General features: G+C 61.9%; 27 protein-coding genes. 11 read left to right on the top strand and 16 right to left on the bottom strand.

What is annotated here, in order from left to right; translation table 11 throughout:
* Window positions 1–33: 33 nt before the first annotated feature.
* The gene (locus BLU46_RS16545; protein WP_063033788.1) at window positions 34–1,797 is read right to left on the bottom strand and encodes a cation:proton antiporter; all 1,764 of its coding nucleotides are present in this window, start codon (window positions 1,795–1,797) and stop codon (window positions 34–36) included.
* A gap of 295 nt (window positions 1,798–2,092) precedes the next feature.
* Between BLU46_RS16545 and BLU46_RS16540 the strand changes: the two genes are divergently transcribed.
* On the top strand, window positions 2,093–2,578 hold the full coding sequence (locus BLU46_RS16540; RefSeq protein WP_003213461.1) for an acyl-CoA thioesterase: 486 nt from the start codon (window positions 2,093–2,095) through the stop codon (window positions 2,576–2,578).
* On the opposite strand, the gene pdxY is transcribed toward BLU46_RS16540, so the two are convergent.
* Window positions 2,575–3,447 (bottom strand): pyridoxal kinase PdxY, encoded by an 873-nt coding sequence (gene pdxY / locus BLU46_RS16535; protein ID WP_063033787.1) that lies wholly within the window; start codon window positions 3,445–3,447, stop codon window positions 2,575–2,577. The two genes, BLU46_RS16540 and pdxY, sit on opposite strands and share 4 nt — an antisense overlap.
* Window positions 3,448–3,564: 117 nt before the next feature.
* On the opposite strand from pdxY, the gene BLU46_RS16530 reads away from it, so the two are divergent.
* Window positions 3,565–3,963, top strand: a complete 399-nt coding sequence (locus tag BLU46_RS16530; protein ID WP_017476780.1) for a DUF3301 domain-containing protein — start codon at window positions 3,565–3,567, stop codon at window positions 3,961–3,963.
* Here the strand turns inward: BLU46_RS16530 and BLU46_RS16525 are convergent.
* From BLU46_RS16525 to dksA, 4 genes are read right to left on the bottom strand one after another with little or no spacing between them, the layout of a single operon-like run.
* A complete protein-coding gene (locus BLU46_RS16525) occupies window positions 3,957–4,919 on the bottom strand; it encodes a CobW family GTP-binding protein (RefSeq protein WP_093203526.1) in 963 nt (320 codons plus the stop codon). The genes BLU46_RS16530 and BLU46_RS16525 overlap by 7 nt on opposite strands.
* A 45-nt stretch (window positions 4,920–4,964) precedes the next feature.
* Window positions 4,965–5,609, bottom strand: coding sequence for a DUF1826 domain-containing protein (locus BLU46_RS16520; RefSeq protein WP_093203522.1), 645 nt, complete (start codon window positions 5,607–5,609; stop codon window positions 4,965–4,967).
* The gene (gene zigA, locus BLU46_RS16515) at window positions 5,609–6,814 is read right to left on the bottom strand and encodes a zinc metallochaperone GTPase ZigA (protein ID WP_093203517.1); all 1,206 of its coding nucleotides are present in this window, start codon (window positions 6,812–6,814) and stop codon (window positions 5,609–5,611) included. The genes BLU46_RS16520 and zigA overlap by 1 nt, the downstream gene beginning before the upstream one ends.
* Before the next feature lie 27 nt (window positions 6,815–6,841).
* Window positions 6,842–7,246: an RNA polymerase-binding protein DksA gene (gene dksA / locus BLU46_RS16510; protein ID WP_063033783.1), complete on the bottom strand. Its 405-nt coding sequence runs from the start codon at window positions 7,244–7,246 to the stop codon at window positions 6,842–6,844.
* A gap of 126 nt (window positions 7,247–7,372) precedes the next feature.
* Here dksA and BLU46_RS16505 point away from each other — a divergent pair, with 126 nt between their 5' ends.
* Window positions 7,373–7,741: a hypothetical protein gene (locus BLU46_RS16505; protein WP_063033782.1), complete on the top strand. Its 369-nt coding sequence runs from the start codon at window positions 7,373–7,375 to the stop codon at window positions 7,739–7,741.
* Here the strand turns inward: BLU46_RS16505 and BLU46_RS16500 are convergent.
* Window positions 7,738–8,961, bottom strand: a complete 1,224-nt coding sequence (locus BLU46_RS16500; RefSeq protein ID WP_063033781.1) for an N-acetylmuramoyl-L-alanine amidase — start codon at window positions 8,959–8,961, stop codon at window positions 7,738–7,740. The genes BLU46_RS16505 and BLU46_RS16500 overlap by 4 nt on opposite strands.
* 127 nt (window positions 8,962–9,088) lie before the next feature.
* Here BLU46_RS16500 and folE2 point away from each other — a divergent pair, with 127 nt between their 5' ends.
* Genes folE2 through BLU46_RS16465 form a run of 7 tightly spaced genes read left to right on the top strand, consistent with a single transcriptional unit; the run spans window position 9,089 to window position 14,731 of the window.
* Complete coding sequence (gene folE2, locus BLU46_RS16495; protein ID WP_063033780.1) at window positions 9,089–9,985, top strand: GTP cyclohydrolase FolE2; 897 nt, start codon at window positions 9,089–9,091, stop codon at window positions 9,983–9,985.
* Complete coding sequence (locus BLU46_RS16490; protein WP_093203514.1) at window positions 9,982–10,650, top strand: metal ABC transporter ATP-binding protein; 669 nt, start codon at window positions 9,982–9,984, stop codon at window positions 10,648–10,650. Before folE2 ends, BLU46_RS16490 begins: the two co-directional genes overlap by 4 nt.
* Window positions 10,650–11,516 (top strand): metal ABC transporter permease, encoded by an 867-nt coding sequence (locus BLU46_RS16485; RefSeq protein WP_063033778.1) that lies wholly within the window; start codon window positions 10,650–10,652, stop codon window positions 11,514–11,516. The genes BLU46_RS16490 and BLU46_RS16485 overlap by 1 nt, the downstream gene beginning before the upstream one ends.
* 11 nt (window positions 11,517–11,527) lie before the next feature.
* Complete coding sequence (locus tag BLU46_RS16480; protein ID WP_010168406.1) at window positions 11,528–12,412, top strand: metal ABC transporter substrate-binding protein; 885 nt, start codon at window positions 11,528–11,530, stop codon at window positions 12,410–12,412.
* A complete protein-coding gene (hisI, locus tag BLU46_RS16475) occupies window positions 12,409–12,834 on the top strand; it encodes a phosphoribosyl-AMP cyclohydrolase (RefSeq protein WP_093203510.1) in 426 nt (141 codons plus the stop codon). The genes BLU46_RS16480 and hisI overlap by 4 nt, the downstream gene beginning before the upstream one ends.
* Complete coding sequence (locus BLU46_RS16470; protein WP_017476792.1) at window positions 12,831–13,391, top strand: gamma carbonic anhydrase family protein; 561 nt, start codon at window positions 12,831–12,833, stop codon at window positions 13,389–13,391. The genes hisI and BLU46_RS16470 overlap by 4 nt, the downstream gene beginning before the upstream one ends.
* 2 nt (window positions 13,392–13,393) lie before the next feature.
* A complete protein-coding gene (locus BLU46_RS16465) occupies window positions 13,394–14,731 on the top strand; it encodes a dihydroorotase (protein WP_093203505.1) in 1,338 nt (445 codons plus the stop codon).
* Between the two features lie 141 nt (window positions 14,732–14,872).
* On the opposite strand, the gene BLU46_RS16460 is transcribed toward BLU46_RS16465, so the two are convergent.
* Entirely contained in the window at window positions 14,873–15,394 is a 522-nt protein-coding gene (locus BLU46_RS16460) for a DUF3617 domain-containing protein (RefSeq protein WP_063033774.1), read from the bottom strand.
* Window positions 15,395–15,524: 130 nt separating this feature from the next.
* Here BLU46_RS16460 and cls point away from each other — a divergent pair, with 130 nt between their 5' ends.
* The gene (gene cls / locus BLU46_RS16455) at window positions 15,525–16,964 is read left to right on the top strand and encodes a cardiolipin synthase (RefSeq protein WP_093203502.1); all 1,440 of its coding nucleotides are present in this window, start codon (window positions 15,525–15,527) and stop codon (window positions 16,962–16,964) included.
* 129 nt (window positions 16,965–17,093) lie between these two features.
* On the opposite strand, the gene cfaB is transcribed toward cls, so the two are convergent.
* The 8 genes from cfaB to hflK (BLU46_RS16415) all read right to left on the bottom strand — a co-directional run bounded on the left by cfaB (window position 17,094) and on the right by hflK (BLU46_RS16415) (window position 26,276).
* Entirely contained in the window at window positions 17,094–18,278 is a 1,185-nt protein-coding gene (gene cfaB / locus BLU46_RS16450) for a C17 cyclopropane fatty acid synthase CfaB (protein WP_063033772.1), read from the bottom strand.
* Window positions 18,279–18,365: 87 nt separating this feature from the next.
* Window positions 18,366–19,151 carry an HvfC/BufC N-terminal domain-containing protein gene (locus tag BLU46_RS16445; protein ID WP_093203498.1) on the bottom strand — a complete coding sequence of 262 codons (786 nt, stop codon included), beginning with the start codon at window positions 19,149–19,151 and terminating at the stop codon, window positions 18,366–18,368.
* A complete protein-coding gene (gene bufB / locus BLU46_RS16440; RefSeq protein WP_093203493.1) occupies window positions 19,142–19,987 on the bottom strand; it encodes an MNIO family bufferin maturase in 846 nt (281 codons plus the stop codon). The genes BLU46_RS16445 and bufB overlap by 10 nt, the downstream gene beginning before the upstream one ends.
* A 67-nt stretch (window positions 19,988–20,054) precedes the next feature.
* Window positions 20,055–20,306 carry a BufA2 family periplasmic bufferin-type metallophore gene (bufA2, locus tag BLU46_RS16435; protein WP_003213503.1) on the bottom strand — a complete coding sequence of 84 codons (252 nt, stop codon included), beginning with the start codon at window positions 20,304–20,306 and terminating at the stop codon, window positions 20,055–20,057.
* Between the two features lie 107 nt (window positions 20,307–20,413).
* On the bottom strand, window positions 20,414–22,309 hold the full coding sequence (locus tag BLU46_RS16430) for a cation-translocating P-type ATPase (protein WP_093203489.1): 1,896 nt from the start codon (window positions 22,307–22,309) through the stop codon (window positions 20,414–20,416).
* Window positions 22,306–23,340: a protease modulator HflK gene (gene hflK, locus BLU46_RS16425; RefSeq protein ID WP_063033768.1), complete on the bottom strand. Its 1,035-nt coding sequence runs from the start codon at window positions 23,338–23,340 to the stop codon at window positions 22,306–22,308. The genes BLU46_RS16430 and hflK (BLU46_RS16425) overlap by 4 nt, the downstream gene beginning before the upstream one ends.
* Entirely contained in the window at window positions 23,337–24,335 is a 999-nt protein-coding gene (hflC, locus tag BLU46_RS16420) for a protease modulator HflC (protein ID WP_167410192.1), read from the bottom strand. Before hflC ends, hflK (BLU46_RS16425) begins: the two co-directional genes overlap by 4 nt.
* Window positions 24,336–24,344: 9 nt before the next feature.
* The gene (gene hflK / locus BLU46_RS16415; RefSeq protein WP_093203484.1) at window positions 24,345–26,276 is read right to left on the bottom strand and encodes a protease modulator HflK; all 1,932 of its coding nucleotides are present in this window, start codon (window positions 26,274–26,276) and stop codon (window positions 24,345–24,347) included.
* Between the last annotated feature and the right edge of the window lie 50 nt (window positions 26,277–26,326).

The raw sequence follows: 26,326 nt of genomic DNA, 5'->3' as shown, positions 1-26,326 counted from the left end.
TGGGCTGCGAAGCAGCCCCAACCTCAGGCCCATTTAGTGCTCCGGCGTGTCCTTATGGTTATCCAGGGTCTCCAGCAAAGCGACCTGCATCCGCGTATGCACGCGGATGAACCAGCGCCAGAGCACGGCGGCCACCGCGGCCGTCACCACGGCGATCAGCACCAGCAACTTGTTGGTCGGCAGAATACTGGCCGACAAGGCTGCCAATAGCAGGAAAATCACCAGCAGCGAAAGAATCGGGATCACTTCGGCGATCACCCGGCGCACGCGCTGAGTGTGGCGCCCAGCCATCTCCGGCTTCACGCTCATCTCCGCCAGCAGCATCGACAGCGCCTTGAGCTTGCGGTACGCCGCGATCAGGAACGGCAGCGACAGCAGCAACGCCCCACCCCAGATCAATGCCTTCTGCCAGCTCGGATCGCTGATCCAGCCTTCCAGGTAGCTGCCAATACGCGCCGCGAAAAAGCTGCCGGCAAAGAAGATCGCCACTACCAGCGCCAGATTCACCCCCACCTGCAAAATGATCTTGCGGATCATCGACGCCAGCATCGCACCCTCGCCCTGGGGCTGAATACTGCGCAACCACTCGCCATACATCCCGAACACCCGGCTCATGCGCTTGGGCATCACGGCCGCAATCTTCAGCGACAGCGGGTCAGCGCCACGGATCAGATACGGGGTAAGCAGCGTGGTGATCGCAGAAACCGCCACCGCCACCGGATACAGGAAATCGCTGGTGACCTGCAACGTCATCCCCAGCGCGGCGATGATGAATGAAAACTCGCCAATCTGTGACAGGCCCATCCCCACCCGCAGCGAGGTGCGGCCATCGTTGCCGGCGATAAACGCCCCCAGCCCGCAGGACAACATCTTCCCCAGCACCACGGCCACGGTAATCACCGCGATCGGCCAGGCGTATTGCAAGAGGATTTGCGGGTCGATCATCAAACCAATGGCAACAAAGAAGATCGCACTGAACATGTCGCGAACCGGTTCGATCAGGCGTTCAATCTTCAACAATTGCCGGGATTCGGCCATGATCGCGCCGATCAGAAACGCCCCCAGCACCATGCTGTATTCCAGCTTGACCACCAGCAGGCAGAAGCCGAAGCACAGGCCCAGCACGGTGATCAGCAGCATTTCGTTGCTTTCGAACTTGGCTACGTACTCCAGCAAGCGTGGCACCAGCAAGATCCCGATCACCAGCGCGACGATCATGAACAACGACAGCTTGCCGACGGTGGAGAACACCTCGCCCGAGCTGACCGAACCGCTGACGGCGATGCTCGACAGCAAGGCGATGATGCCGATGCCGAGGATGTCTTCGACGATCAGCACGCCAAAAATCAGCTGGGCAAAGCGCTGGTTTTTCATCTTCAGGTCATTGAGTGCCTTGACGATGATGGTGGTGGAGGAAATCGCCAGGATCGCGCCCAGGAACAGTGAGTCCATGGTGTTCCAGTCGAACCAGCGGCCGATTTCGTAGCCGATCCAGATCATCAGGATGATCTCGAGGAACGCAGCAATGAACGCCGTGGCACCGACCCTGAACAGCTTGCGCAGGCTGAACTCCAGGCCCAGGCAGAACATCAGGAAGATCACCCCCAGTTCGGCCAGGGTCTTGATGGTGTCTTCGTCGTGGATCAGGCCAAACGGTGGGGTGTGCGGGCCGATAATAAAGCCGGCGACGATATACCCCAACACCACCGGCTGCTTGAGCCGATGGAACAGGATCGTCACCACCCCGGCCACCAGCATGATCACGGCCAGGTCCTGGATAAAGCTGATGGCGTGCATGGCGAGGGGCTCCTTGAGGGGTACTGGCGCTTTTCCCATTTCCACGCATTCGCCCCGAAAGGTCCAAATGAACGGAAAGAAAAGTCTGCCTTGATCGTAAGAATTGCCCCTGAGACGGGCTTTTGAAGGGTAACACCGCGACTTGCGACAGAAAGCCGGTGCAATATATGGAAACAGATCGCCCCGGGCGTGACGGCAAGCCGGGCCCCAGCGTCCCGTTATGAATGGCTCTGCAAAGATTCCAGCACCCGCAGAGGTGCCTCCCCACCCAATGCCTACAACCCGTGAGTGTGCTATGGAACCCGGAAACGCCCAGCTGTCGATGACAGTATTGATGACCCCTGACATGGCCAACTTTTCAGGCAATGTGCACGGCGGCACGCTGCTCAAATACCTCGACGAAGTGGCCTACGCCTGCGCCAGCCGTTATGCCGGCCGTTACGTGGTGACGCTGTCGGTGGACCAGGTGATTTTTCGCGAGCCGATCCATGTCGGCGAGCTGGTGACCTTCCTGGCCTCAGTCAACTACACCGGCAACACGTCGATGGAAGTGGGGATCAAGGTGGTCACCGAGAACATCCGCGAGCGTTCGGTGCGCCATACCAATAGCTGCTTCTTCACCATGGTCGCGGTGGATGACCAGCGCAAACCGGCCGCCGTACCGCCGCTGCAACCGCAGAACAGCGAAGACAAGCGCCGATTTGTGCAGGCTCAACAGCGCCGGCAGATTCGCCAGGAGCTGGAGAAGCGCTATCAGGAAATCAAGGCCGACGGGCCTTAAAGCCCTATTGGCGTCGCCTCAAAGCGAACCCGCGGATGGGCAATCCGGTCCTGGGCGCGCACCAGTTCCAGCTCATAGCTGGCGCACGCCTGGGTTTCCAGCAGCACTTCGTGCACTGCTGCAGCGGTGAACTCAAAGGCCGCCACCAGGCTGTCGCCCAACAACACCCGCGCCAAAAACAGGCCCGACGTCAGGTCACCCACGCCCACCGGCTGACGCGGGAACGCCAGCAACGGCCGGCGCAGGTGCCAGCTGCCTTCGGCTGTCACCAGTAGCATCTCGAAGCCGTCCGGCAGCTTGCCGGGATAATCCAGGTGCTTGACCAACACCGCTTTCGGCCCACGGGCCAGCAACGCACGGGCCATGCCCAGGCAATCGAACAGCGACTGTGGCTTGCGCCCGGCAAAGCTGTCCAACTCCAACTGGTTGGGGCACAGGAAGTCGGCCATCGCCGCCGCTTCGTCCAGCAGGAAGTCGCTGACCTCCTGGGGCACGATGCAGCCTTTCTCCGGATGGCCCATCACCGGGTCGCACAGGTACAAAGCCTTTGGGTTGATCGCCTTGATCCGCGCCACACCGGTAAGGATCGCCCGCCCCTGGGCCGCGCTGCCCAGATAGCCGGAGAGCACCGCATCACAGTTGCCCAGCTCGCCAATCGCCGCGATGCCTTCCACCAGTGCAGGAATTTGCTGCGGCGCCAACACTTCTCCCGCCCACTGACCATACTGAGTGTGGTTGGAGAACTGCACGGTATTGAGCGGCCACACGTTCACCCCGACCCGTTGCATGGGGAACACGGCGGCGCTGTTTCCGGCGTGGCCAAAGACCACATGAGACTGGATCGCAAGCAGATGGGGCGTACGTTTCATGCAGGGGATTTCCGTAAAGCGGTTGAATTTCTGGCTGCGCAGTATGCGACTAAACGCGGCCTGTACGACAGACCGGAGACGCAGTTAAGCTGGCCACACTTTGTTGGAGTTCATCGAATGCTGACCCTCGGAAATATCTTCGTGCTGATGCTGCTGGCGACCGGTGCCGCCTGGCTGTGGCACAACCACGGCCTGCGCGAGCGGGCGCTGGAACGGGTCAAGCAGCACTGCGCCAAGCTCGACATTGAGCTGCTCGATGGCGCCGTGGCGTTGAAGCGTATCGGTTTTGTGAAGGATGCCAGCGGTCGGCGGCGTTTGGCACGGATCTACAACTTTGAATTCACCGTGACCGGCGAAACGCGGCACCCGGGGACCATCACCCAGTTCGGCGCCCACAGCGCGCAAATCGAGCTGGCGCCCTACCCGTTTGAGATCAAGACGCCACTGCCCAGCGCCGAGATCATCGAGCTAAGCCAGTGGCGCCAGGAGCATGGCAGCAGCAAGACCCGTCACTGACGGCAATCGGCTAACGCGTCCTGTAATTGCGCAACATCCTGCGCTTCACTGAAGATCAATTCGATACGCGAATCTCGGCGCCATTCACTGGGCAACCAGGCCAACATGGCGTTATCCACAGCGTTGGCGGACATCCAACCGTCGAGGCTGTGGATAACCAGTTTTGCCCGCCGCCAGTCCAGCAACGCCAGCCATTGCTGCAAGCGCTGCCGGTCGAATTGCTGGCTTGGATGCCAGCGCCAACCAATGCTCCAGCCACCCTCCTGGCCCTGACTCAGGCAAATCGGCGCCGACGGATCCGTCCAGATGGCCGGCATTTGCCCCACGCCTTTGGGCACCTCGAAGTTATCCACAGCCGCTGCGGCTTGAGCGTTCAAACCCGGCAGTTGCGCCAGGGGTAGATGCGCCTGCTGAGTCCAATAGATCGGCCGGTCAGGCAATTGCCCTTGAATCACCAGGCGCTGCGCATCACTCAGGGCTTCATTCTTGTTCAATACCAACAGCCCGGCGCTGGCCAATGCCTCACGTTGGGCATCAGGTAATGGCTTGCCCGCCGCCAACGCCTGGGCATCCAGTACCAGCACGCACGGCTGCACCGCCAGCACCTGCTGCCAGGGCGCTTCCCGCAATTGCTTGAGCAGTTGAGCCGGATGCCCCAACCCGGACGGCTCGATAAACAGCCGGTCGGGCTTGGCCTTACGCAACAAACGGCCCAGTCCTACCTGGAACGGCGCACCGTTGACGCAACACAGGCAACCACCCGCCACTTCACCGAGGGCAATACCGTCGTCATCACGGGTGAGCAACGCGGCATCCAGGCCAATCTGCCCGAACTCGTTGATCAACACCGCCCAGCGCTCGTTGGCCGGGCGCTGGGCCAGCAGGTGCTTGATCAGGCTGGTCTTGCCGGCGCCCAAGGGCCCGGCAATCATGTGGGTAGGAATGTTCTGCAGCATGGTGGACATCATTCAGACCGTGTAGAGAGGTTTGATCCTACCCGGTTACGCCAACCAATCCAGCGTCAGGATCAACCGTCGCTCATTCGCTTGCAGCTGCGGGGAACGGTGGATCAGGCCAAAGCCTTCGTTGCCGTGCCATTTTTCGCCCTTGAGCAACGCCACTTCACCGCAGTGGATTTGCTCAATGCGCGCTTCCGGCTCCGCGCTCGCCTGGCTCAGGTGCCGCCGCTCCATCACGCCTTCGCGCAACCACTGGCTGCCGATACCGGCGTAAGTGGTGATCAGCCGCACCGGCACATGGTCCACGTGAAAACGCGGGCACATCGCTTTGTCCAGCAGCCGCAGGCGCACGCCGATGCGCTTGGCGCCCAGCAAACAGGCAAAGGCGCTGACCAGCCACGACACATCGGCGATAAAGCCTTCGTAACCTTCAAGGTCGCGGCTACCTGACGCGAAGTCCTGCAGGTTCGGCTCGGCGTCTTCGCTGTTCAACTCAACCACCAGCGACTCGGCCAACGGCTCATTGAGCGCCACCAGCAACGCGCCGAACTCGGCGATGTGCAGCGGCAACTGACGCTGCCACACCGCGAGATTCACGCCATCTTCAAGGATATCGGTGAGCACGGCCGGGGTTTCACCGTGAGTCTGGCGAATCACCGGGCGCAGTTTCAGGGTCGGTGCCAGCATCAGGCAGCCTCTTCGAACCAAGGGCCAAAGGGATCAGCCAACAAGCGCCAGCCTTCGACGCCTGTGACCATTTCATCGTCAGTGAGCAGGCAGGCGTCCAGTTCGGCGGTCATCTGCGCGAAGTCGATGTTCTGGCCGATAAACACCAGTTCCTGGCGGCAATCGCCGGTACTCGGCTGCCAGTTGTTCATGATCGCGGCGACACCCTCCTCGTCCTGCGGCCACTGGGTTTTTGGCACGAAACGCCACCAGCGTCCGGCGAAACCATGGCGCATCAGGCCGCCGGCCTGGGACCAACTGCCGGCGTCCTGGTGTTTGCTGGCCAGCCAGAAAAAGCCCTTGGAGCGCAGCAGTTTTCCATTCACCCAAGGCCGGTCGATAAAGTCGAAAAAACGCTGCGGATGGAATGGGCGGCGGGCGCGATACGCGGTGGAAGCGATGCCGTATTCCTCGGTTTCCGGCACGTGCTCGCCACGCAATTCCTGCAACCATCCGGGTGCCTGGGACGCGCGTTCGAAGTCGAAACGACCGGTGTTGAGGATCTTCGCCAGCGGCACTTCGCCCATGACCATCGGGATGATTTCCGCCTGAGCATTCAGCCGCTCCAGGATCGCCATCAACTCCTCGCGCTCGCGGCTGCTGATCAGGTCGATCTTGCTGATGAGGATCACGTCGGCGAATTCAATCTGCTCGATCAGCAGGTCGGTGATCGAGCGTTCGTCTTCTTCACCCAGGGTTTCGCCCCGCGACGTCAGGCTTTCGGCAGCCTGGTAGTCGAGCAGAAAGTTCATGCCGTCGACCACGGTGACCATGGTGTCGAGCCGAGCGATATCCGCCAGGCTCTGGCCTTCCTCATCGCGAAAGGTGAAGGTTTCCGCCACCGGCAACGGCTCGGAGATACCGGTGGATTCAATCAGCAGGTAATCGAACCGACCTTCCTTGGCGAGCTTTCCGACTTCCTCCAGTAAGTCTTCGCGCAAGGTGCAGCAGATGCAGCCGTTGCTCATCTCCACCAGTTTTTCTTCGGAGCGATTGAGGGTGACGTCGCGCTGGACCTCACTGCCATCAATGTTGATTTCGCTCATGTCGTTGACGATCACCGCCACCCGCAGGTTTTCGCGGTTGCGCAGGACGTAGTTGAGCAGCGTGCTTTTACCGGCGCCGAGGAATCCGGACAGCACAGTAACGGGGAGACGATTGGGCATCAGGTATTCCTCATCAGGGTTGGCCGGTCAAATCGCCCGTTGATGGCGTTCGCGCAGCTCTTCACGTTCTTTGGCTTCGATACACAGGGTGGCCGTGGGGCGCAGCAACAGGCGCTTGAGGCCGATGGGCTCGCCGGTTTCACGGCACCAGCCGTATTCGCCTCGGGCCAGGTGCTCCAAGGCCTCGTCGATCTTGTCCAACAGCTTCTTTTCGCGCTCCAGCAGGCGCAGTTGCCATTGGCGCTGTTCTTCAGCACTGCCCACATCGGCGGGATCGCTGTTGGGTTCCTGTTCGCGCAGCACCATGAATTCGGCATCGATGCGCGCTTGCAGCTCATTACGCTGGGCCAGCAACAGCTCGCGGAAGAAACCTTGCTGGGCTTCATTCATGTAGTCGGCGGAGGGTTGGGCGAGAAGGTCTTGTTCGGTCATTGGAGGTGGTTCACGGGTCAGGCTGTTTTTTAATGTTATAGTATAACAATGCAAATAAGCCAATCCCCCTTGCTCGTAACGACGAAGGGCGCAATGCTGGCAGGCGAAAACGCCCCGAGAACCTCTATGAAATACCTGTTGTGCGCTGTGTTGCTGATGGTGGCGAGCCTGGCCAACGCCCAGGTGCCCAGCCTGCTGGCCAACTGCACCCGCAGCGCCAACCTGCTGGCGTGCGTCGACGCGCAGGGCAATGCCTACAGCGTCGCGACGGCGGGCAGCACCACGTATTTGCGGGGTTTCGAGGTGATCGGCAAACGCTACTGGGCACAGACCAACAGCCGCTACGGGCAGCTGACGTTCTTTACCGGGTTGGCATCCGATGGTGAGGCGTGGGTGGGCTACACGCGGCGAGTGGGCTGGACCACCATCAACCGGTTTTCCAGTTCTGGTGGAGTCAGCGCCAAATTCACCTGCAGCCGGATTACCGGCTGTTAGACCTGGCCATTCTTCTGTTCCTGAACCCAGGCCATGTAGCTGTTCATCGGCGGGTTCTTCTGGAAGTAGTTTTTCAGCCCTTCAAATAAACCGTCTGCCACCGCCTGTTGATGGCGTGCGGTGACCAGCCGCTGGGCGTCCTGGGTGTTGGAGATAAACCCGGTTTCCACCAGGATCGACGGCACGTCCGGCGACTTGAGTACCGCAAAGCCGGCCTGTTCCACGCGTTTTTGATGCAGCGTGGTGATGCTTTGCAGGCTGCCCAGCACCGAACTGCCCAGCTGCAGGCTGGAGGCGATGGTGGCGTTCATCGACATGTCGAGAATGACGCCGGCGAGCATCGGGTCCTTGTCCTTGAGGTTGAGCAACGTGGTAGCGCCCAACAGGTCGGCACCGTTCTCCCGCTGTGCCATGAACCGCGCCGTGGCGGACGTCGCACCGCCCTCAGACAACGCATAGACAGAAGCGCCTGACGCCGTAAGCCGTGGCGCCGCATCAGCGTGCACCGAGATAAACATGTCGGCCTTGTGCTGACGGGCGATGTCCACGCGTTTACGCAGCGGCACGAAGAAATCGTCGTTGCGCACCAGCTTCACATCGAAGCCCTTCTCACGCTTCAAGCGCTTGGCCAGCAATTGGGCGATGGACAGCACCACGTCTTTTTCACGCTGGCCTTTGGAGCCTATTGCACCAGGGTCCTTACCGCCATGGCCGGGGTCGACCACTACGATGATGTCGCGTTTCGGATGCGCTTTGTCCACCGGCGCCGGCACGGGGGCAGCCAACGCGGCCGGTGCCGCAGCGATTTGCATAGGCGCATGAGTGGCAGTTGTCAGGTCCAGCACGAGGCGGTGGCCCTGGCCATCCTGCGGCGGCAGCAGAAAGCTGTTGAGCTGCATCGGCGCCTTCAAATCCAGCACGATCCGCGTATCACCCTGGCCAAAGTGCCCCGAGCGAATCGAGGTAATGCCGCTGTTGGTCAGGGCCAGTTGGCTGAAATCCCCGGTCAACTTCGCGCCGCTCAAATCAATGATCAACCGCTCCGGCGCGGTCAGGGTGAAGGTCTTGTATTGCACCGGGCCACTGAGATCCAGCACCAGCCGCAGCTTGTTATCCGAGCGCCACAACCGTGCATTGCGGATCTGCGCGGCAGATACACCAAAGGGCAGGGTGAACACCGCGCTGGCCAGCAGCAGGTTGAGGAGTTGACGTCTGTGCATGACTTACACCGCAAATAAAGGAGCGTCCGTACTCGACATGACTGAATAAAAGACAGAGCAGAAAAACTTTCGTCGATTCAATTGTAATAATATAACATGTCTTTTTATTTCCAACGATGGACTGCTCATGAACGCGCTGACTCTGCCCGATATCGCCGCGCAGGCTTCACGCCAAGCCTTGCCGCTGGATTGGGTGGGCATGTGCGGCATTGCCCTGCCCATTCAGATCGACGGCCAGCGCCTCAGCGCCAAGGCCGATGCAGGCGTCAGCCTGGACGACGGCGAAGCGCGTGGCATTCATATGTCTCGGCTTTATCTGGCGCTGGAGATGCTTGAACAGCAGCCGCTTACGCCAGCACTGCTGCGCAGTGTATTGCAACGTTTTCTCGACAGTCATGAAGGTTTATCCACAAATGCCTACCTGCGGATTCATACGGATCTGCTGCTAAAACGCCCGGCGTTGGTCAGCCCGTTGGCCGGGTGGAAAAGCTACCCGGTGAGCATCGAAGCCCGCCTGGAAAACCAGATGTTCCACGTGGAACTAAAAATTGACGTTACTTACTCTTCAACCTGCCCGTGCTCGGCTGCCCTCGCCAGGCAATTGATTCAGCAGCAATTTATCGAAGACTTCGCCGGCACACCGCTGCAACACGAAGACGTGCTGACCTGGCTCGGCAGTGCAAACGGCATCGTCGCCACGCCCCACAGCCAGCGCAGCAGCGCGCTGTTGCAGGTCCGCCTTCAAGGCGACCAGCCAACCCTGCCGCTGACGCAACTGATCGACGAAACCGAAGCAGCCCTTGGCACCGCCGTACAAACCGCCGTAAAGCGCGCGGACGAACAAGCCTTCGCCCTGGCCAACGGGCAGAACCTGATGTTCTGCGAAGACGCCGCCCGCCGCCTGAACCTCGCCTTGAAACGCTCGGATGCGGTCATTGCCTTCCACTTGAAAGTGATCCACGCCGAAAGCCTGCACGCGCACGATGCCGTGGCTGAAAGCCGCTGGACGAGACCTTCCGAATGATCACCTGCACCGCTTTGCGCTGGGGCGCCCCCGGCCAACCACTGACCCCTGCCGTCGATTTCACCCTGGAAAAAGGCAGTCTCACCGGCATCATCGGCGCCAACGGCACCGGCAAAAGCAGCCTGCTGAAAGTCATCGCCGGCTTGCAGAAGCCCTTGGCCGGGAAAGTGACGATTGAGGTTCCACGCCGTGGTGGCCTGTCGTTCCTGCCCCAACAACAGAACCTCGACCGCCAGTTCCCCATCAGCTTGCAAGAGTTGGTGGCCGCCGGCTTCTGGGGCAACAAGCAAACCCCGCAACAACGCACCGAACGCCTGAGCGCCGTACTCGAAGACTGGTGCCTCAGTGGCCTGGAGCATCGGCCGTTGATGGCCTTGTCCGGTGGCGAACTGCAACGCGCCCTGCTCGCCCGCATGAGTTTGGCCGAGTCCCCGATATTGCTGCTGGACGAACCCCACGCCGCCCTCGACGAAGACGGCCAGGCGCTGTGCTGGAAACACATCCATGCCTGGCACGATGAAGGCCGCACGGTGGTCGTGGTGTGCCATGACCTCGGCTCGGTCCGCCAACACACCCAGCAAGTGGTGCAGATCAAAAGCAGCGGTTGCGTGTTCGGCTCAAGCAAAGAGCTGATCCGCCCCCAGTCACACATGCAGGTGGCCTGATGCACTTCGCCGCTCACCTGTGGATGCCGTTTCTCGACTTCGTTTTCATGCGCCGCGCCCTCGTCGGCGGGCTGGTATTGGCATGCAGCACGGCGCCGCTGGGAGTGTTCCTGATCCTGCGTCGCATGAGCCTGATCGGTGACGCGGTGTCCCACGGCATCCTCCCCGGCGCCGCCCTGGGCTTCTGGTTTGCCGGGCTGAGCCTGCCCGCGCTGACCATCGGTGGCCTGGGCGCCGGCCTGAGCATGGCCGGCCTCGCCGCCTGGATCACCCGCCGCACGGGCCTTAAGGAAGACGCGAGCCTCGCCGCCATCTACCCAATCTCCCTGGCCAGCGGCGTGCTGATTCTTGGCCTCGCCGGCAAACGCCTGGACCTGCTGCACCTGCTGTTCGGCTCGGCCTTGGCGGTCGACGGCCCGACCCTCACCGGCATGCTCTGGGTCTCGGGCTTCAGCCTGATCGCCATGGTGGTGATCTACAAACCGCTGCTGCTGGACACCCTCGACCCGCTGTTCCTGCAAACCGTCAGCCGCCTCGGCCCGTTGGCTCACGGGCTGTTCCTGACGCTGGTGGTGTTGAACCTGGTGATCGGCTTCCAGGCCATCGGCGCCTTGATGGTGGTCGGGTTGATGATGTTGCCGGCGATTGCTTCACGTTTCTGGAGCCGGCGCCTGCCGGTGTTGATCGCCATATCAGCGGTGCTGGGATGCCTGTCGGTGTGGCTTGGCTTGTTGCTGTCGTTCTACTACTCGCTGCCCAGCGGCCCGGCGATTGTGCTGGTGGCTGGCGGCTTGTACCTGCTGTCCGTGGTCTTCGGTCCGGTGCACGGCTTGCTGCGCCGCCCGCCTTTGCTTACATCCCAATGAGGTGTTTCCCGATGCGCGCTCTACTCGTGCTGTTCAGTGTGTTGCTGCCGCTGTCGTTCGCGACGGCCCAGGCTGCCGACAAGCTTCAGGTGGTTACCAGCTTCAGTATTCTTGACGACATGACCCACCAGGTCGGTGGCGATCATATCCAGATCAGCAACATGGTCGGCCCCGATGCTGACGCCCACACCTACGAACCGACGCCAGACGATGCCAAGGCCCTGCTCAAAGCCAAGGTCATCATCAAGAACGGCCTCGGCTTCGAGCCGTGGCTGGATCGCTTGGTCACCAGCACCGAAACCAAGGCCACCGTGGTCACCGCCAGTAAAGGCGTGCTGTCCCACACCATGGAAGAAGACGGCGAGACCATTCCCGACCCACACGCCTGGCACAACCTGGCCAACACCGTGATCTACGTGAACAACATCACCAAGGCGCTGATCGCTGCCGACCCGGCCAACAAGGCGGACTACGAGCACAACAGCCAGGTGTACCTGAAAGAAATCTACCGCCTGCTGGCTGAAGCCAAAGCCAAGTTCGGCGCCCTGCCACCGGGCAACCGTCGCATCGTGACCTCCCATGACGCCTTCGGTTACCTGGGTCAGGCCTACGGTATCGAGTTCCTGTCGCCTCAAGGTTTGTCCACCGAACGTGAACCGTCTGCTGCCGAAGTCGCCACGCTGATCACCCAGATCCGCAAGGACAAGGTCAAGGCCGTGTTCATGGAAAACATCAAGGACTCGCGCCTGCTCAAGCAGATCGCGGACGAAAGTGGCGCGCAAATCGGCGGCACGCTGTACTCGGACGCCCTGGCTGCAGAAGGCCCGGCCAGCACCTTTACCGGCCTGTTCGAATACAACCTCAACACCCTGTGCGCGGCCCTGAGCAAGCCATGAAACTGAGCATGCTCGACCTGGAAAAGGCCGCCATCGGCAGCCGCTTTCCACTCGACCGCGTGCTCGACGCCCTGCCGTGGAACAGCGATGGCCTGATCGCCGCCATCGCCCAGCAACACGGCAGCGGCGAGGTGTTGATGCTGGCCTGGATGAACCGCCAGGCCCTCGACGAAACCCTGGCCACCGGGCAGGTCTGCTACTGGTCCCGCTCGCGCCAGCAGTTGTGGCGCAAAGGCGAAACCTCCGGCCACTGGCAACTGCTGGTGGAGGCGCGCCTGGATTGCGACGGCGACGCCGTGTTGCTGATCGTCGACCAGCAAGGCCCGGCCTGCCACACCGGGCGACCCACCTGTTTCTACAACGCCATCGACGGCCGCCACGTACACATCCTCACTGCGCCCCTCCAGGAGCCTGCCCCATGATCCGCAAGAACCCTTCCGGTGATCTGCCCGTGATTGCCGAATCGGCCTACGTCGACAAAACCGCAATCATCTGCGGCAAGGTCATCATCGGCGAAAACGTGTTTGTCGGCCCTTACGCGGTGATCCGCGCCGACGAAGTCGACGCCAATGGCGACATGGACCCGATCACCATCGGCGCCAATTCAAATATCCAGGACGGCGTGGTGATCCACTCCAAATCCGGCGCCGCGGTGACCATCGGCGAGTTCACCTCCATCGCCCACCGTTCCATCGTTCATGGCCCGTGCACCGTCGGCGACCGGGTCTTCATCGGCTTCAACAGTGTGCTGTTCAACTGCGTCGTCGGCGACGGCTGCGTGGTGCGGCACAACTCGGTGGTCGATGGCCGCGATTTGCCCGCCGCGTTCTACGTGCCTTCCACCACCCGCATCGGCCCCAACACCGACCTGTCCCAGTTTCCGCCGGTGAGTGTCAGCGCTTCGGAGTTTTCCGAAGACGTGGCACGCACCAACGTCGACCTGGTGCTGGGTTACAAAGCCCTGCAAAACGAGTTCTGACCATGAGCCGCCTGCTGATCCGCAACGCCCGCCTGGTGAACGAAGGCCAGGAATTCGAGGCTGACCTGCTGGTCGCCAATGGCCGTATCGAGAAGATCGCCAGCAGCATCGACAACGCCAATGCCACGGTGGAAATCGACGCCCAAGGCCAGTGGCTGCTACCGGGCATGATCGACGACCAAGTCCATTTCCGTGAACCCGGCGCACCGGACAAGGGCAGCTTCTACAGCGAGTCCCGTGCAGCGGTGGCCGGTGGCATCACCAGTTTCATGGACATGCCCAACACCAACCCGGCGACGTTGAACCTGGACGCCCTCGCCGACAAGAAGCGCCGCGCGGCCCTGCATTCGGTGGCCAACTATGGCTTTCACTTTGGGGTGAGCAACGACAACCTCGACACAGTGGCCGCGCTGGACCCGCGCGAGGTGGCTGGCGTCAAAGTCTTCATGGGCGCCTCCACCGGCAATATGCTGGTGGATGACCCGAAGATTCTCGAACGCCTGTTCGCCGAGGTGCCGACCATTCTCCTGGCCCACTGCGAGCACACGCCCAGCATCCAGGCCAGCGAGCAACGGATGCGCGAGCGCTTCGGCGAGCACATTCCTGCTGTGGCTCATCCGCTGATTCGCGATGCCGAAGCCTGCTATCGCTCGTCGTCTTTGGCGGTGGAACTGGCCAAGCGGCATGGCACGCGCCTGCATGTGTTGCACATCACCAGCGCCCGGGAGTTGGTGCTGTTCGAAGACAAACCCCTGGCGGAAAAACGCATCACGGCGGAAGTCTGCCTGCATCACCTCCTGTTCGATGACCGCGACTACGCGCGCCTCGGCCACCAGATCAAATGCAACCCGGCCATCAAGACACGCGCCGACCGCAACGCCCTGCGCCTGGCATTGTTGAGTGATCGTCTGGATGTGATTGGCAGTGATCATGCGCCGCACACCTGGGCGCAAAAACAGCTGCCATATCGTGAAGCACCGTCAGGCTTGCCGTTGGTGCAACACGCCCTGCCGGCGCTGCTGGAATTGGTGGCTGACGGCCTGCTGCCGCTGACTACTCTGGTGGCGAAAACCAGCCATCGCGTTGCTGACCTGTTTGCGATCCCCGACCGTGGCTACCTGCGGGAAGGCTATTGGGCCGACCTGGTGCTGATCAAACCCGAACCCCAAGGCAAGCCCGTCAGCAGCCAGCCGATTATGGCCCGTTGCGGCTGGACGCCCTTTGCCGGGCGCAGCTTCCGGCACAGCGTCAGCACCACCCTGGTCTCCGGCCACCTGGCCTGGCACGACGGGCGCGTGCACGACAGTTGCCAAGGGCTGCCGCTGCACTTCCAGCGTTGAAGAGAGCTATGAGTTGGCACCCCAATCAACTGTGGGAGCTGGCTTGCCTGCGATTGCGGTGTGCCAGTCAACCTGATTGGCACTGATAAACCGCTATCGCAGGCAAGCCAGCTCCCACAATTCTATCGGGGTACCTCTCAGTTAAGCGCGCGGTTTGACGGTGCCGCAGTCGCTGCCCAACCACTGCGCGTGGGTGTCCAGGCTGCCCTTCTGCTGAACGCCGGTAGCGTTGAAGGTGCCGTTCACCGTGGTGGTGAATTCCTGTTGGCTCTGGAACGTCGCCACGCCAGTGCCCTGGGCTTTCGGGCAGCTGAAGCGGAATTTCCACTGGTTGCCGGTCTTGTCCGTCACCTGCTGTTTGCAACCCGATTGCGGGTCCGTCAACGGGATGGAATCGGACGCCACCTGGGCTGGAGTCAGGCACACCTGGACGCCTTTGCCGGCCATGGTGATGCCTTGCTTCTCAAGCATCGCGCGTTGTTCCGGGGTCATCTGTTGCTTGAGCTGACCGAGGATCAGCGACAAGTCCGGCAGGTCCTGGTTATCGACCTTCATGTTGCTGGTGGTCAGTTCCCACAAGCCCGGCGCCAGCATCTGCGCTTGCGCCGCCACGGGCAGCGTTAAACCAACAACCATGGCCAAACCAAGCAGACGAGCATTCATCGGGTAACTCCTGGGCAATTGTCGGCGTTAGACGCCGCAAAAGCGCCAGTGTTGCACAGCAAATAAAATAGCGACATTCGGGGCCGAACATGGTCTGTTAGGCACTTGTTCGTCAGGAGTACCGTTGTCCATGGATTTCTTTGGCCCGCACCTGCTCGCCTATTTCATTGCCACCCTGCATTTTCTGGGCACCCTCGCCGCCATCCATGCGGTGCTGACCGTCAGGACCGCCCAAGGCTCGATTGCCTGGGCGTTGTCGCTGATGTTCATCCCCTACCTGACGCTGATTCCCTACCTAATCTTTGGCCGGAGCACTTTCGACGCCTACATTCAGGCGCGGCGCCAGGCCAACCAGGAAATGCACAAGGCGATAACCGAGCTGAACTGGCGCCCATGGGTTGAAGAGGCATTGGCCGCGCGCAACTCCCAGGCCTACGCTTCGCTACGGGCCATGCCCAAGCTGGGGCGCATGCCCTGCCTGGCGAACAACCAGGTGCGCTTGTTGATCAATGGCGAGGCCACCTTCAGCGCGATTTTCGAGGCGATCCGCTCGGCAAAAACCGCCGTGCTGTTCCAGTTCTTCATCATTCATGACGACGAGCTCGGCCGCCAACTGCACACCTTGCTCAAGGAAAAGGCCGCCGAAGGCGTGTCGATTTTCGTCTTGTATGACCGTATCGGTAGCCATGCCCTGCCCCACCGTTATGTCCAATCACTGCGGGACGCCGGGGTGCAGGTCAAGGCATTCGCCACGCGTAGCGGCTGGCTCAATCGCTTCCAGGTCAACTTCCGCAACCACCGCAAGATCGTGGTGGTCGACGGCATTACCGGGTTTGTCGGCGGGCATAACGTCGGCGATGAATACCTGGGCAAGAAACCACCTCTGGCACCGTGGCGTGACACCCATGTGCAAGTCAGCGGCCCGGTGGTGGCGTGCTTGCAGGAATCCTTTGCCGAAGACTGGTTCTGGGCCGCGCGTGAGTTGCCGCCGCTGCTGCTGCCGGATACCTACCCGGACGACGGCGTGCTCTGCCAATTACTCGCCAGCGGCCCGGCGGATCCCTACGAAACCTGCTCGCTGTTTTTCGTCGAGGCGATTCATGCGGCGACCGAGCGGGTGTGGATAACCAGCCCGTATTTCATTCCTGATGAGGCGGTGTTTGCGGCGTTGAGGTTGGCGGTATTGCGCGGTGTCGACGTGCGCCTGCTGCTGCCGTCACGGCCGGACCACCGCATCGTCTACGCCGCCTCCAGCCTGTATGCGATCGAAGCGGTGCGCGCGGGCGTGCGGGTCTTCCGCTACACGCCGGGGTTCCTGCATCAGAAAGTGGTGTTGGTGGACAGTGAAATCAGCGCCATCGGCAGTGCGAACCTGGATAACCGTTCATTCCGGCTGAATTTCGAAGTGATGTTGCTGACCGTGGATGAGACCTTCGCCAGCCAGGTAGAGCAAATGCTGCTGGAAGACTTCGCCCTGGCCCATGAAATCAGCCAGGAAGAAAACCGCCAGACCCACCGCCTGCAACAACTGGGCATGCGGGTCGCGCGGCTTATTTCCCCAATTTTGTAAGGCTTGCACCGAACCAAGTGTGGGAGCGGGCTTGCTCGCGAAAGCGGAGTGTCAGTCACTGAATGTGTTTCTGATACAACGCCCTCGCGAGCAAGCCCGCTCCCACATTTAGATCACCGGTACCATTGCCTACTGGTAAAGGTCATCCCGCGTCCACGGCAGCTCATGGCTACCATCGGCATGGGGTTTCACCGCCAGGATCTGGTGCAGGTTGATCCAGCCCCTGGCAAACGCATACGCGCAGCCGGCCAGGTACAGGCGCCAGATGCGCAAGGCCTGCTCCGGCACCATCTTGCCCGCCGCCTCCAGGTTATCTTCCAGGCGCTCGCTCCAATGGTCCAGCGTGCGCGCGTAATGCAGGCGCAGGCTTTCGACGTCGACCACTTCCAGCCCGACTTCGCTGATCTCGGCGGTCATCATCGCCAGGTGCGGCAGCTCGCCATTGGGAAACACATAGCGCTCGATAAAGTCCCCGGCGCCACGGCCCACAGGCCGGCCATCCGTGTGCTTGGCGGTAATGCCGTGGTTCATCACCAGGCCGCCCTCACGCACCGCGCCATAGAGAATCTTGCAGTACTCCGCCAGGTTGGCGTGACCGACGTGTTCAAACATCCCCACGCTCACCACCTTGTCGAACCGGCCATCCTGGGGCAAGTCGCGGTAGTCCAGCAGCGTCAGCTCTACCTGGTCTTCCAGGCCTTCGGCTTTCACCCTTTCCTGGGCCAGCTCCAGCTGTTCCTTGCTCAGGGTGATACCAAACACCTTGACCCCGAATTCCCGCGCGGCATAGCGTGCCAGCCCGCCCCAACCGCAGCCCACATCGAGCAGATACTCCCCCGGCTGCAGCCGCAGTTTGCGGCACAGGTGGCGGAATTTGTCTTGTTGGGCTTGATCGAGGGATTCACTGCCGGTCTCGAAATACCCGCAGGAATAGGCCATGTCACGGTCCAGCCACAGCTGGTAGAACTCGTTGGACAGGTCGTAATGGTAGGAAATAGCCGCTGCGTCGGTGGCCTTGTCGTGGATCGAGCGCACCGGACGGGTGTCCTCGTCGTCATCAACCAAGGCATGACTCAGCTCGTCAACGACCCTGATCACTTCGGAAATGGAGCCTTCCAGCTCCAGTTTGCCCTCGACGAAGGCTTCGCCCAATGAATCGAGCGTCGGATGGCTAAGCTTTGAAACCATCATGGGGTCCTTGACCACAATGGTGACGCTGGGATCCGGGCCCAGGTTGAATTCATGGCCGTCCCAGAGTCGAAGACGCAGCGGTAGCTGAAGATTCTGTAAGGCCGGTGGAAGTTGCGCGAGCATGAGTAGTCCCCCCTTGTTTCAGACGTCTGAAATGAGGGTAGACCATCCACGGAAAAATTAGCAGGCTATCGAAACAATAGCCCTTTTCTATGGTGCCCGCCGCTGGAGCAAACCCTCCTGGACCCACTGTTTCAGCCAGGTAACCGCTTGCAATGGCGCGCCCTCTTGGTAAGTGACTGCCAACTCGGCACACAGTTCGGAAAAACTCCAGCCGCTGGTGACCATGCCGGTCAGCGCGCTGGCTTCAGCCGCTTCCAGGCTGCGGTACTGGCAAACATTCTGATGGCGCCAGACCAGGCAGACCTGCGCCAACGGCAAGGCCTCGCTGCCGGGAAAATCCCACTCGCCCTTGCTGGCACGCCAGATACCCAGGCTGTTGAAATCACACGTCACCTGCTGCACCGAAGGTGCGAGCTGCACGTGCAACCCGGGCCAGTCTTCAGGCGGCAGCGTTGCCATGTCTTGCAGGGTCAACGGCTCGCCTTGCGGTGCATCAAAGGCCAGGGTGAAGGCCCATTCCAGCCGCGCCAGCTCGGCCAGCGGAGCGCCCTGCTCGGCATAATGTTCAACGATAAACCCGGGGAACCGCTCGCCGAACCAACGCAGGCTGTAATGGGCCGAGGGGTAACGCCGGATATAGGCCGAACCCAACTGCGCAAACTCATCGTCCCCCAGCCAATACCAGACGGCGCTGAAGTCATCGCGCAGCACTTCCTGCAACCGTGCGTGATAGGCGTTGTGGTAAATCGCCAGGCCCGTCTCGACATCCAGGGTCGGGCCGCCGATCAAGGTGGCACTGAAGCTGTTGCTGGCAGTGGACGTCTCGGCCAGCAAGTGCTGTTCAAAGGCCAACTGCCAATCAATCAGGCGCATAACGCTCTCCTGTCCAACGCGCTCGCGCCCAGTTCACGGGCCTTGCTCAGCTCGTCGAGCAACTCCTGGAACGGCGGGAAATGGTCATCGCGTTCCAGCAAGGTCGAGACCGGCCCAAGATGCTCCAGGGTCTGCTGATACAGCGCCCACACGGGATCGCATACCGGATGGTCGTGCGTGTCGATCACGTAGTCGCCGTAATCCATATGCCCGGCCAAGTGCAGTTGGCGGATGCTTTCGGGCGGCAGGTTGCGAATAAATTCCCAGGCGTCGAACCCATGATTGCGTGAGCTGACGTAGACGTTATTCACATCCAGCAGCAGCTGGCAGCCGGTGAGATGGGTCAGGGCGTTGAGAAATTCCCACTCGGTAAACTCATCCGCCTTGGAGCGCACATAGCTGGAGACGTTTTCCAGCACGAAGGGACGCTGCAACACATCCTGCACCTGCCGGACGCGACCGGCGACGTGGTACAGGCTTTCTTCGGTGTATGGCAGCGGCAGCAGGTCATGCAACTGGTGCGCGTTGCCGCGGCTCCAGCACAAGTGGTCGGAAACCCACGCCGGCTGGATGCGTTCGGAGAGCTGCTTGAGTTGTTTCAGGTAATCGATATCGAGGGCATGGGGTCCACCAATGGACAGGGACACGCCATGCATCACCAGGGGATAACGCTCGGCTATCGCGTCCAGGTAGTACAAGGCCTTGCCGCCCTGCACCAGATAATTCTCGGAGATCACTTCGAACCAATCCACGGCCGGCGATTGTTCAAGGATCTGCTGGTAGTACTCGCTGCGTAAACCCAGGCCGTAACCCAGACTCGGAAGGGAAGCGGACATAAAAACACTCCTGGGGAAAGTGTCCGCAGCGGAGGGGGTGCCCGCTGCGGTTGCACTCGGTTGCCGGTTACTCGCCGACTTTGCCGCCTTTCTGATCGCACATCGCTTTGCTCATCGACAGGAAGCCCTGGCCTTTGCAAGAACCCATGCCTTTGCAAGCGTGGTCTTTGGTTTTGCAGTCGTTCTGGCCTTTGCAGGCGTTGACGCCATAGCAATGGACCTGGGCGTCTGCTGCCTGCACCTGAGTGGCAACACCGGCAAACATGCCAGCAGCGGCGATAGCGAGGGCGGCACCAGCAGCAGCGGATTTGATGTTCATTGTGTATTCCTCATGATCGGTAGTGGAGTCGGTCTGAACGGATTGTTCAGTCTCGACATAGCACTAGAGTGAGGTCCCCCCATGGCGTTACAGCGAGACTGAAAAATTTATTCCTCGAGTTTCAATAACGGCTCCTGGAACCGCAACAGACGCCCCGCATTACCCAGCACCAGCAGCGTACTGAGGTTGTGCAACACCGCCGCAATCATCGCTCCCGCCGCGCCCAGCCAGCCAAATGCGGCGAACACCACGATCGCCAACGTCCAGCCCAGGCCGATAATCACATTGACCTGCAACGTGTGCCGGCACTGGCGACTCAAGCGCACACAGGTACCCAAGCGCCGCAGGTCGCTACCGATCAGCACCACATCCGCCGACGCCAAGGCGATATCCGCCCCGCCCGCGCCCATCGCCACGCCGACCACACCCGCCTTGAGCGCCAGGGAATCGTTGATCCCGTCGCCCACCACCATCGGCCGGAAGCCGCTGCCGATTTCCCCCAGCACGCGGTTGAGCTTGTCTTCCGGCAAAGCCTGGGCTTCGACGTCGCTGATGCCCACTTCCAACGCCAGGCTGTCGGCCACGCTTTGGCGGTCGCCCGTCAGCAACAGTTGGCGACCCAGGCCCAGTTCACGCAGCTCCTTCATTGCCTGGCGGGCTTCAGGTTTCACGCTGTCCGCCAGCAACAGCCAGGCGAGGAATTGCCCGTTCAGCGCCAGCCCGGCAATCGGGCCATCGTGGTTGGGGACTGCCGTGGTCGGGATGCCCAGTTGTTCAAACAATTCCGGCCGACCGAGGGCGGCTTCGCCCTGCCCGGTCTGCGCGACCACACCGAGGCCCTGGCGCTCGCGAATATCCGACAGCACCAGCATTTGTTCCTGAGTCGCCAACCCCGCCAATGCCCGGCTGACCGGGTGGCTGCTGGCGGAGCCGAGGCTGGCCGCCAGGTTGAGCAGCACTTGCCGATCCGGCTCGCGGGTGTCGATGGACTGCAAACGCAGGGTGCCAAACGTCAGAGTGCCGGTCTTGTCGACCACCAGTGACGTCAGGTCTGCAAGCTCTTCGAGAAATGCCGAGCTGCGAATCAGAATGCCGTGACGCGCCGCCACCGCAATGCCCGCAATTGCCGTGGCCGGAGCCGACAACACCAATGCACACGGGCATGCAGCCACCAGCACCGCGAGCATCGCCTGGGCGTCATTGGTGACAAACCAGGTGACCGCCGCCAGCAACAGCACCAGCACCATATAACTGCCGGCGTAGCGCTCCAGCAATCGGGTGATCGGCGGCTTGGAACGTTCGGCGCTCTGCATCAGGGCGATGACTTTGCCCAGGGTCGACTCATTGCCGGTGCGGGTCACTTCCAGGCGCAGCAGGCCGTCGAGGTTGATCGCGCCACCAAACACCTGCACGCCAACACTGGCCTCAAGCGGCACCGATTCGCCGGTGATCGGCGCAGTGTCCAGGCTGGCCTGGCCCGACAGCACCACGCCATCGGCGGGCACCCGGTCACCGGCACGCACTTCGACGATATCGCCGGTCTTCAGGATGCCGTTGTCGACTTCCAGAATGGTCCCGTCCGCCTGCACCAGGCGCGCATGGCTGCGGGTCAATTTGCCTAGGGCATGAATCGCTTCCTGGGAGCCGATGACACTGCGCTCTTCCAGCACATGGCCGAAGATCATGATGATCGGCAGCAGCGCAGCGGTCAGCAGGTCGCCGGTGGCCCAGGCGCCGAGCATGGCCAGGGCGATCAGTTGGTCGGTGATGCCATGCAGGCTCGGATAACGCAGGCTGTACCAGGCCGAGCGCATCACGGGCACGGCCACCAGCAATGAGGCGACGCCCAGCAGCAGTTGGCTCACGCCGGTCTGGTCCGGCGCCAGCCAGCGCCATACCAGGCCCAGGCTGAGCAAGCCCAAGGCGAGCATCGCCAGGGTCAGTTGCCGGGCGGCGCTGCGTTGTTCGGCCGATGAGAGTATCGGGGCGGCGTGGGCGGTCATTGTTCGGCTCCCTGAATGATCAGGCGGGAATCGTCTTTAGGGTCAACCGTGGTCACGGAGCCGGCCTGGCCGAGAATCTTCGGCAGGCGTTCGCGGTACAGGCGCAGCAGCAGGCCGGGGTCTTTGACCTGGGCCAGGCTGGCGACGGTGGCGGTTTGTGCCTGGGCGTTGGCCAGACGCTCGCTGGCCTGGGCGTGAGCTACCTGGACAGCACGGTCGGCGTCCTGGTTGGCGGTCTGGGTGAGTTTCTCGGCGTCGGTGCGCGCATTGGCTACGGCCTTGTCGGCTTGCTGGCTGGCGGTCAGTACCGCGTTGAAGGCGTTGACCGCCGGGCCCGGCAGGCTTGATTGCACGTCGACCCGGGTGACTTCGATGCCCAGGCCAAGGCCGGTGGACGTCAGGTCGGCCAGGCGTTGATTGATGCCTCGCACCAGATCACCGCGCAGCCGTTCGCGGCGTTCGGCAGCCTGGTTGTCGGCGCCGATCAGCTCGGGGCGCGCCACCAGAATGGTGTCCAGGTCTCGCGCAGCGGTCAGCACCACGGCGCTGCGGGTGACCAGTCGATCCAGCGCCGGCAGAACATGATCGCCCTGCAACACAAATGCATAGGGCTCGGTAACCTTGTAGAAGACCCGCACATCCAGTTGCACCACCCCGGCATCGCCGGTCAGCAGGTAGCCGGAGCCGGCCAGGGCGTCGCTCAGCGGCGTGGCAAAACTGGCCACGCGGTCGGCTTGGGTGGCCGCATCGGAACGCAGCAGGTTCTCCACCCGGCGCTCGATTACCCGGTCCGCTGCGGGCAACAGCACCACTTGCTCGAACGGACGCGGCCAGGCCAGCAGCAGCCCGGCATTCTGGATCCGGTCCAGCGCGCCGAAGTGCAACACCACGGCGCGGTTCTGCGGGTCGATCTGCCGCACGTTGGAAAACGCCCATGCCAATGCGGCCAACACCGTCACCGCATACAGCGCCAGGAACGTCAGCCGTCCAGCCTGGATCCACGGGCTGTCGAGGCTTTCCCGCTCACTCATGGCTGAATATCCTTCGGCCCATCCACCAAAGCGCGGAACGGCGCAGCGTCGGTGCGCAGGATGATTTTGGTACCCGGTGTGACAACTGTGCCCAGGGTGTCGAGTGAGCGCAGCAGGTTGTACAACTGCGGATTGCCGGCGTAGGCCCGGCCATAAATCTGCGCGGCTTCGACCCGGGATTGCGCTTCGATATCGGCGGCTTTCACCGTGGCGTCGGCCTGGACGATCCGCGCATCACGCTCGGCAGCCGAACGAATCTGCGCCGCCTCACGCTTGCCCACGGCCGTGCGTTCAGTGGCGATGGTCTCGCGCTCGGCGCGCATGCGGTCGACGGTGGCGGCGAGGGTCACCGAGGGCAAGGTCAGCCGTTCAACGCCCACCTGCACCACGCGCACGCCGTAGGTAGTGAGCAATTGTTGATCAATCTGCTGGCGCAGTTGCGCTTCAAAATCAGCAATACGCACCTGGCTGGCATCGGTGTTCACCAGGTTGGCCAGGTCGAAACTGGCGGCGGTGGTTTCCAGCGCCGAGCCGACAAAGGTGCGAATCTGCCGCGCCGCTTCATCCGGCTGGTTCTGCACCGCGCGCATAAAGCGCTGCACATTGTCGGGGTCGCCCTGCACCTGCCAGGCCACGTAGGCCTGCACGATGATTCGCAGGCCATCGCGGGTGCCCACATCCTGCAAACCGCTGGAGGTGGTGCGCAGGCGCAGGTCCACCGGGATCGCCGCTTCGAACGGGGCGGGCCAGCGCCAGCCCAGGCCAGGTTCCAGCAATACCCGCGACGGGTTGCCGAAACGGGTAATCACCGTGGCTTCACCGGAACGCACCTGCACCAGGCTCGCCGCGGCGACGGCGAACAGCACCAGCAACACCGCCCAGCCCATACGCCGCCAAGGGAACGGGCCGGCTTCCTGTTCATCACCGTGATGGTGATGATGATGGCCGTGGTGGTGACCATGGCCCGCGTGATCGTGAGAATGAGCGCTCAACAGATGAACTCCTTATTGAACGGCTTTACGCGGCACCGCAGGGTCAGCCGGTAAGGTAAAGGAACGCAGATCGATGGTCGGTGCGCCACTGGCGCCCAGGCGATGATCAAGAATGAGTAATTTGGCGTGGGCCAGGCCCTGGCTCAGTTGGCTCAGGTACTGCTCCAGCACGAAGGCCTGGCCCGCTTGTTGATAGGCCTTTTGTTCGGCGCTGAAGCGCAGGTCTGCTGCCTGGGCGCCAGCACTGACTTCGTGAGCCGTGGCCTGGGCCTGGTCGCGGGCTGTGCTGGCTTGCAGCAACGCCTGGTTGGTTTGCTCGCTGGCAGCGCCGCGCTCTCGGGAAATCAGCGCCTGGGCGCCAATCTGTGCGGCCTGAACCGCGTGGTAAGCGTTGGCCGCACCGGAAGGCGGGTGAATGGCTTCCACCACGGTGGCGAGGATTTCCACGCCGCTGTCGAGTGTCTTCAGGTCCGCTTGCACCGCCTTGCCAATGTCATCGGCGAGGTTGTTGCGTTCTTCACCCAGCAATTCATCGAGGGTTCGCGAGGCAAATTCGTGGACGAGGATGCGGCTGGCGGTACTGCGGATGAGCGTGGGCACATCGGCACTGTTATAGGTGGCGGCGAGTGCGGCCTGGTCGGTCAAGCCGATGCGGTACACGAAGCGCACATCCATATTGACGATCTGGAAGCTCTGTTTGTCGCCGCTGCTGCTGGCAATCACCTGGGCTTTGTCATTCACATGGGTAGCGTCCCAGAGGCGGTTGGCGATCAACGGCGCCGGGCCCTCGGCCGGAGCGACGTCGGTGTTTGCCGCTTCGCCAACGCTGGTGGCCAGCTCATGGACCACGCCGTTCTCCACGTTCAGCACGCGGCCCAGCGGCCACGGCAAACCGGCATGCAGGCCAGGCCCGAAGACCTCCACCGGCTTGCCAAAGCGTTCATAAATCCCACGGCTTTGCAGAGCGACTTCATGCACGCCGGTCAGCAACCAACCTACAGCCAGCACCACCACCAGTACCGGCAGGAACGCCCGGCGCATGTAGGTAAAGGCCCAGATCTGTCGCAGGTCGATGCCGAAACGGTTGTGCAGTTCGTGCTGCAAGGCGAGCAACGGTTGCGGCGGCCAGCGCAGCATCCCGGCGATAAAACTTTGCGCCATCAGGCGCGGTTCAAGCCGCTCTTGGCGCGGGCTGAACAGCGACAGCAAGCCTCTTAACAGAAACTCCAGCGCCACCAGGGCCGGCAACAGGCCGATCAACACGGCCAGGCGCAGCGGCCAGACGGATTCTTCACCGGCGAACAGCAGACAAATCGCACTGATCACCAGGCAGATAATCGCCACCCGGCTCAATTGCGCGAGTTGCGCGGCTTCCGGCCATTGGGCGGTGCTTTCCTGGGCCATGCGGCGTTCAAACACCAGCAAGCCGAATGCCAGTGCCAAGGCAATGGCCGCGCCCACACTGGCAGCCTGGCCCACTGCAGCGGCGGGCAAGGTTAGGCTCCAGAATTCCAGGACGCTGAACAGCGCCAGCAACGACCAGCCACACAGCCAGAACACCGGCGCGCCAATTTGCACCAGCAAGCCATTGCCGACGCGACCGAACTGCCGGTTAAGCCAGCCAGGTTCTTCTTGTGGCAGCGGCTGCTCGATCAGCCGTGCAGCCGGCTCCTCCAGCGCCATGGCCCGCCAATCCGCGACCCACCAGGCCGACTGAACACCGGCCACCAGCACCAGCAATGCCGAGGCGCAGTTGATCAGTACCACCGGCCAGATCGACAGCGGGGCGAACAGCGCCACAAACAGCGCCAGCATCCAGCCGCCGACCGCCAGCACCGTCAGGGCAATGCCGGCCTGCCTTAAACGGCGGGCATGAAACAACCCTTGCTGAAACCGCGGCAACCCTTCGATGGCCACGTCATCAGCGTCTAGATCCACTCGCATCCCCAAACGCCCACCCAGAAACAATTAGTTACTCTATAACCCGAAGCGTG

Source organism: Pseudomonas yamanorum (genome assembly GCF_900105735.1).
Classification (GTDB): Bacteria; Pseudomonadota; Gammaproteobacteria; order Pseudomonadales; family Pseudomonadaceae; genus Aquipseudomonas; species Aquipseudomonas yamanorum.
The sequence above is the reverse complement of the archived record's forward strand: the minus strand, read 5'-3'. Positions and strand labels throughout refer to the sequence as shown.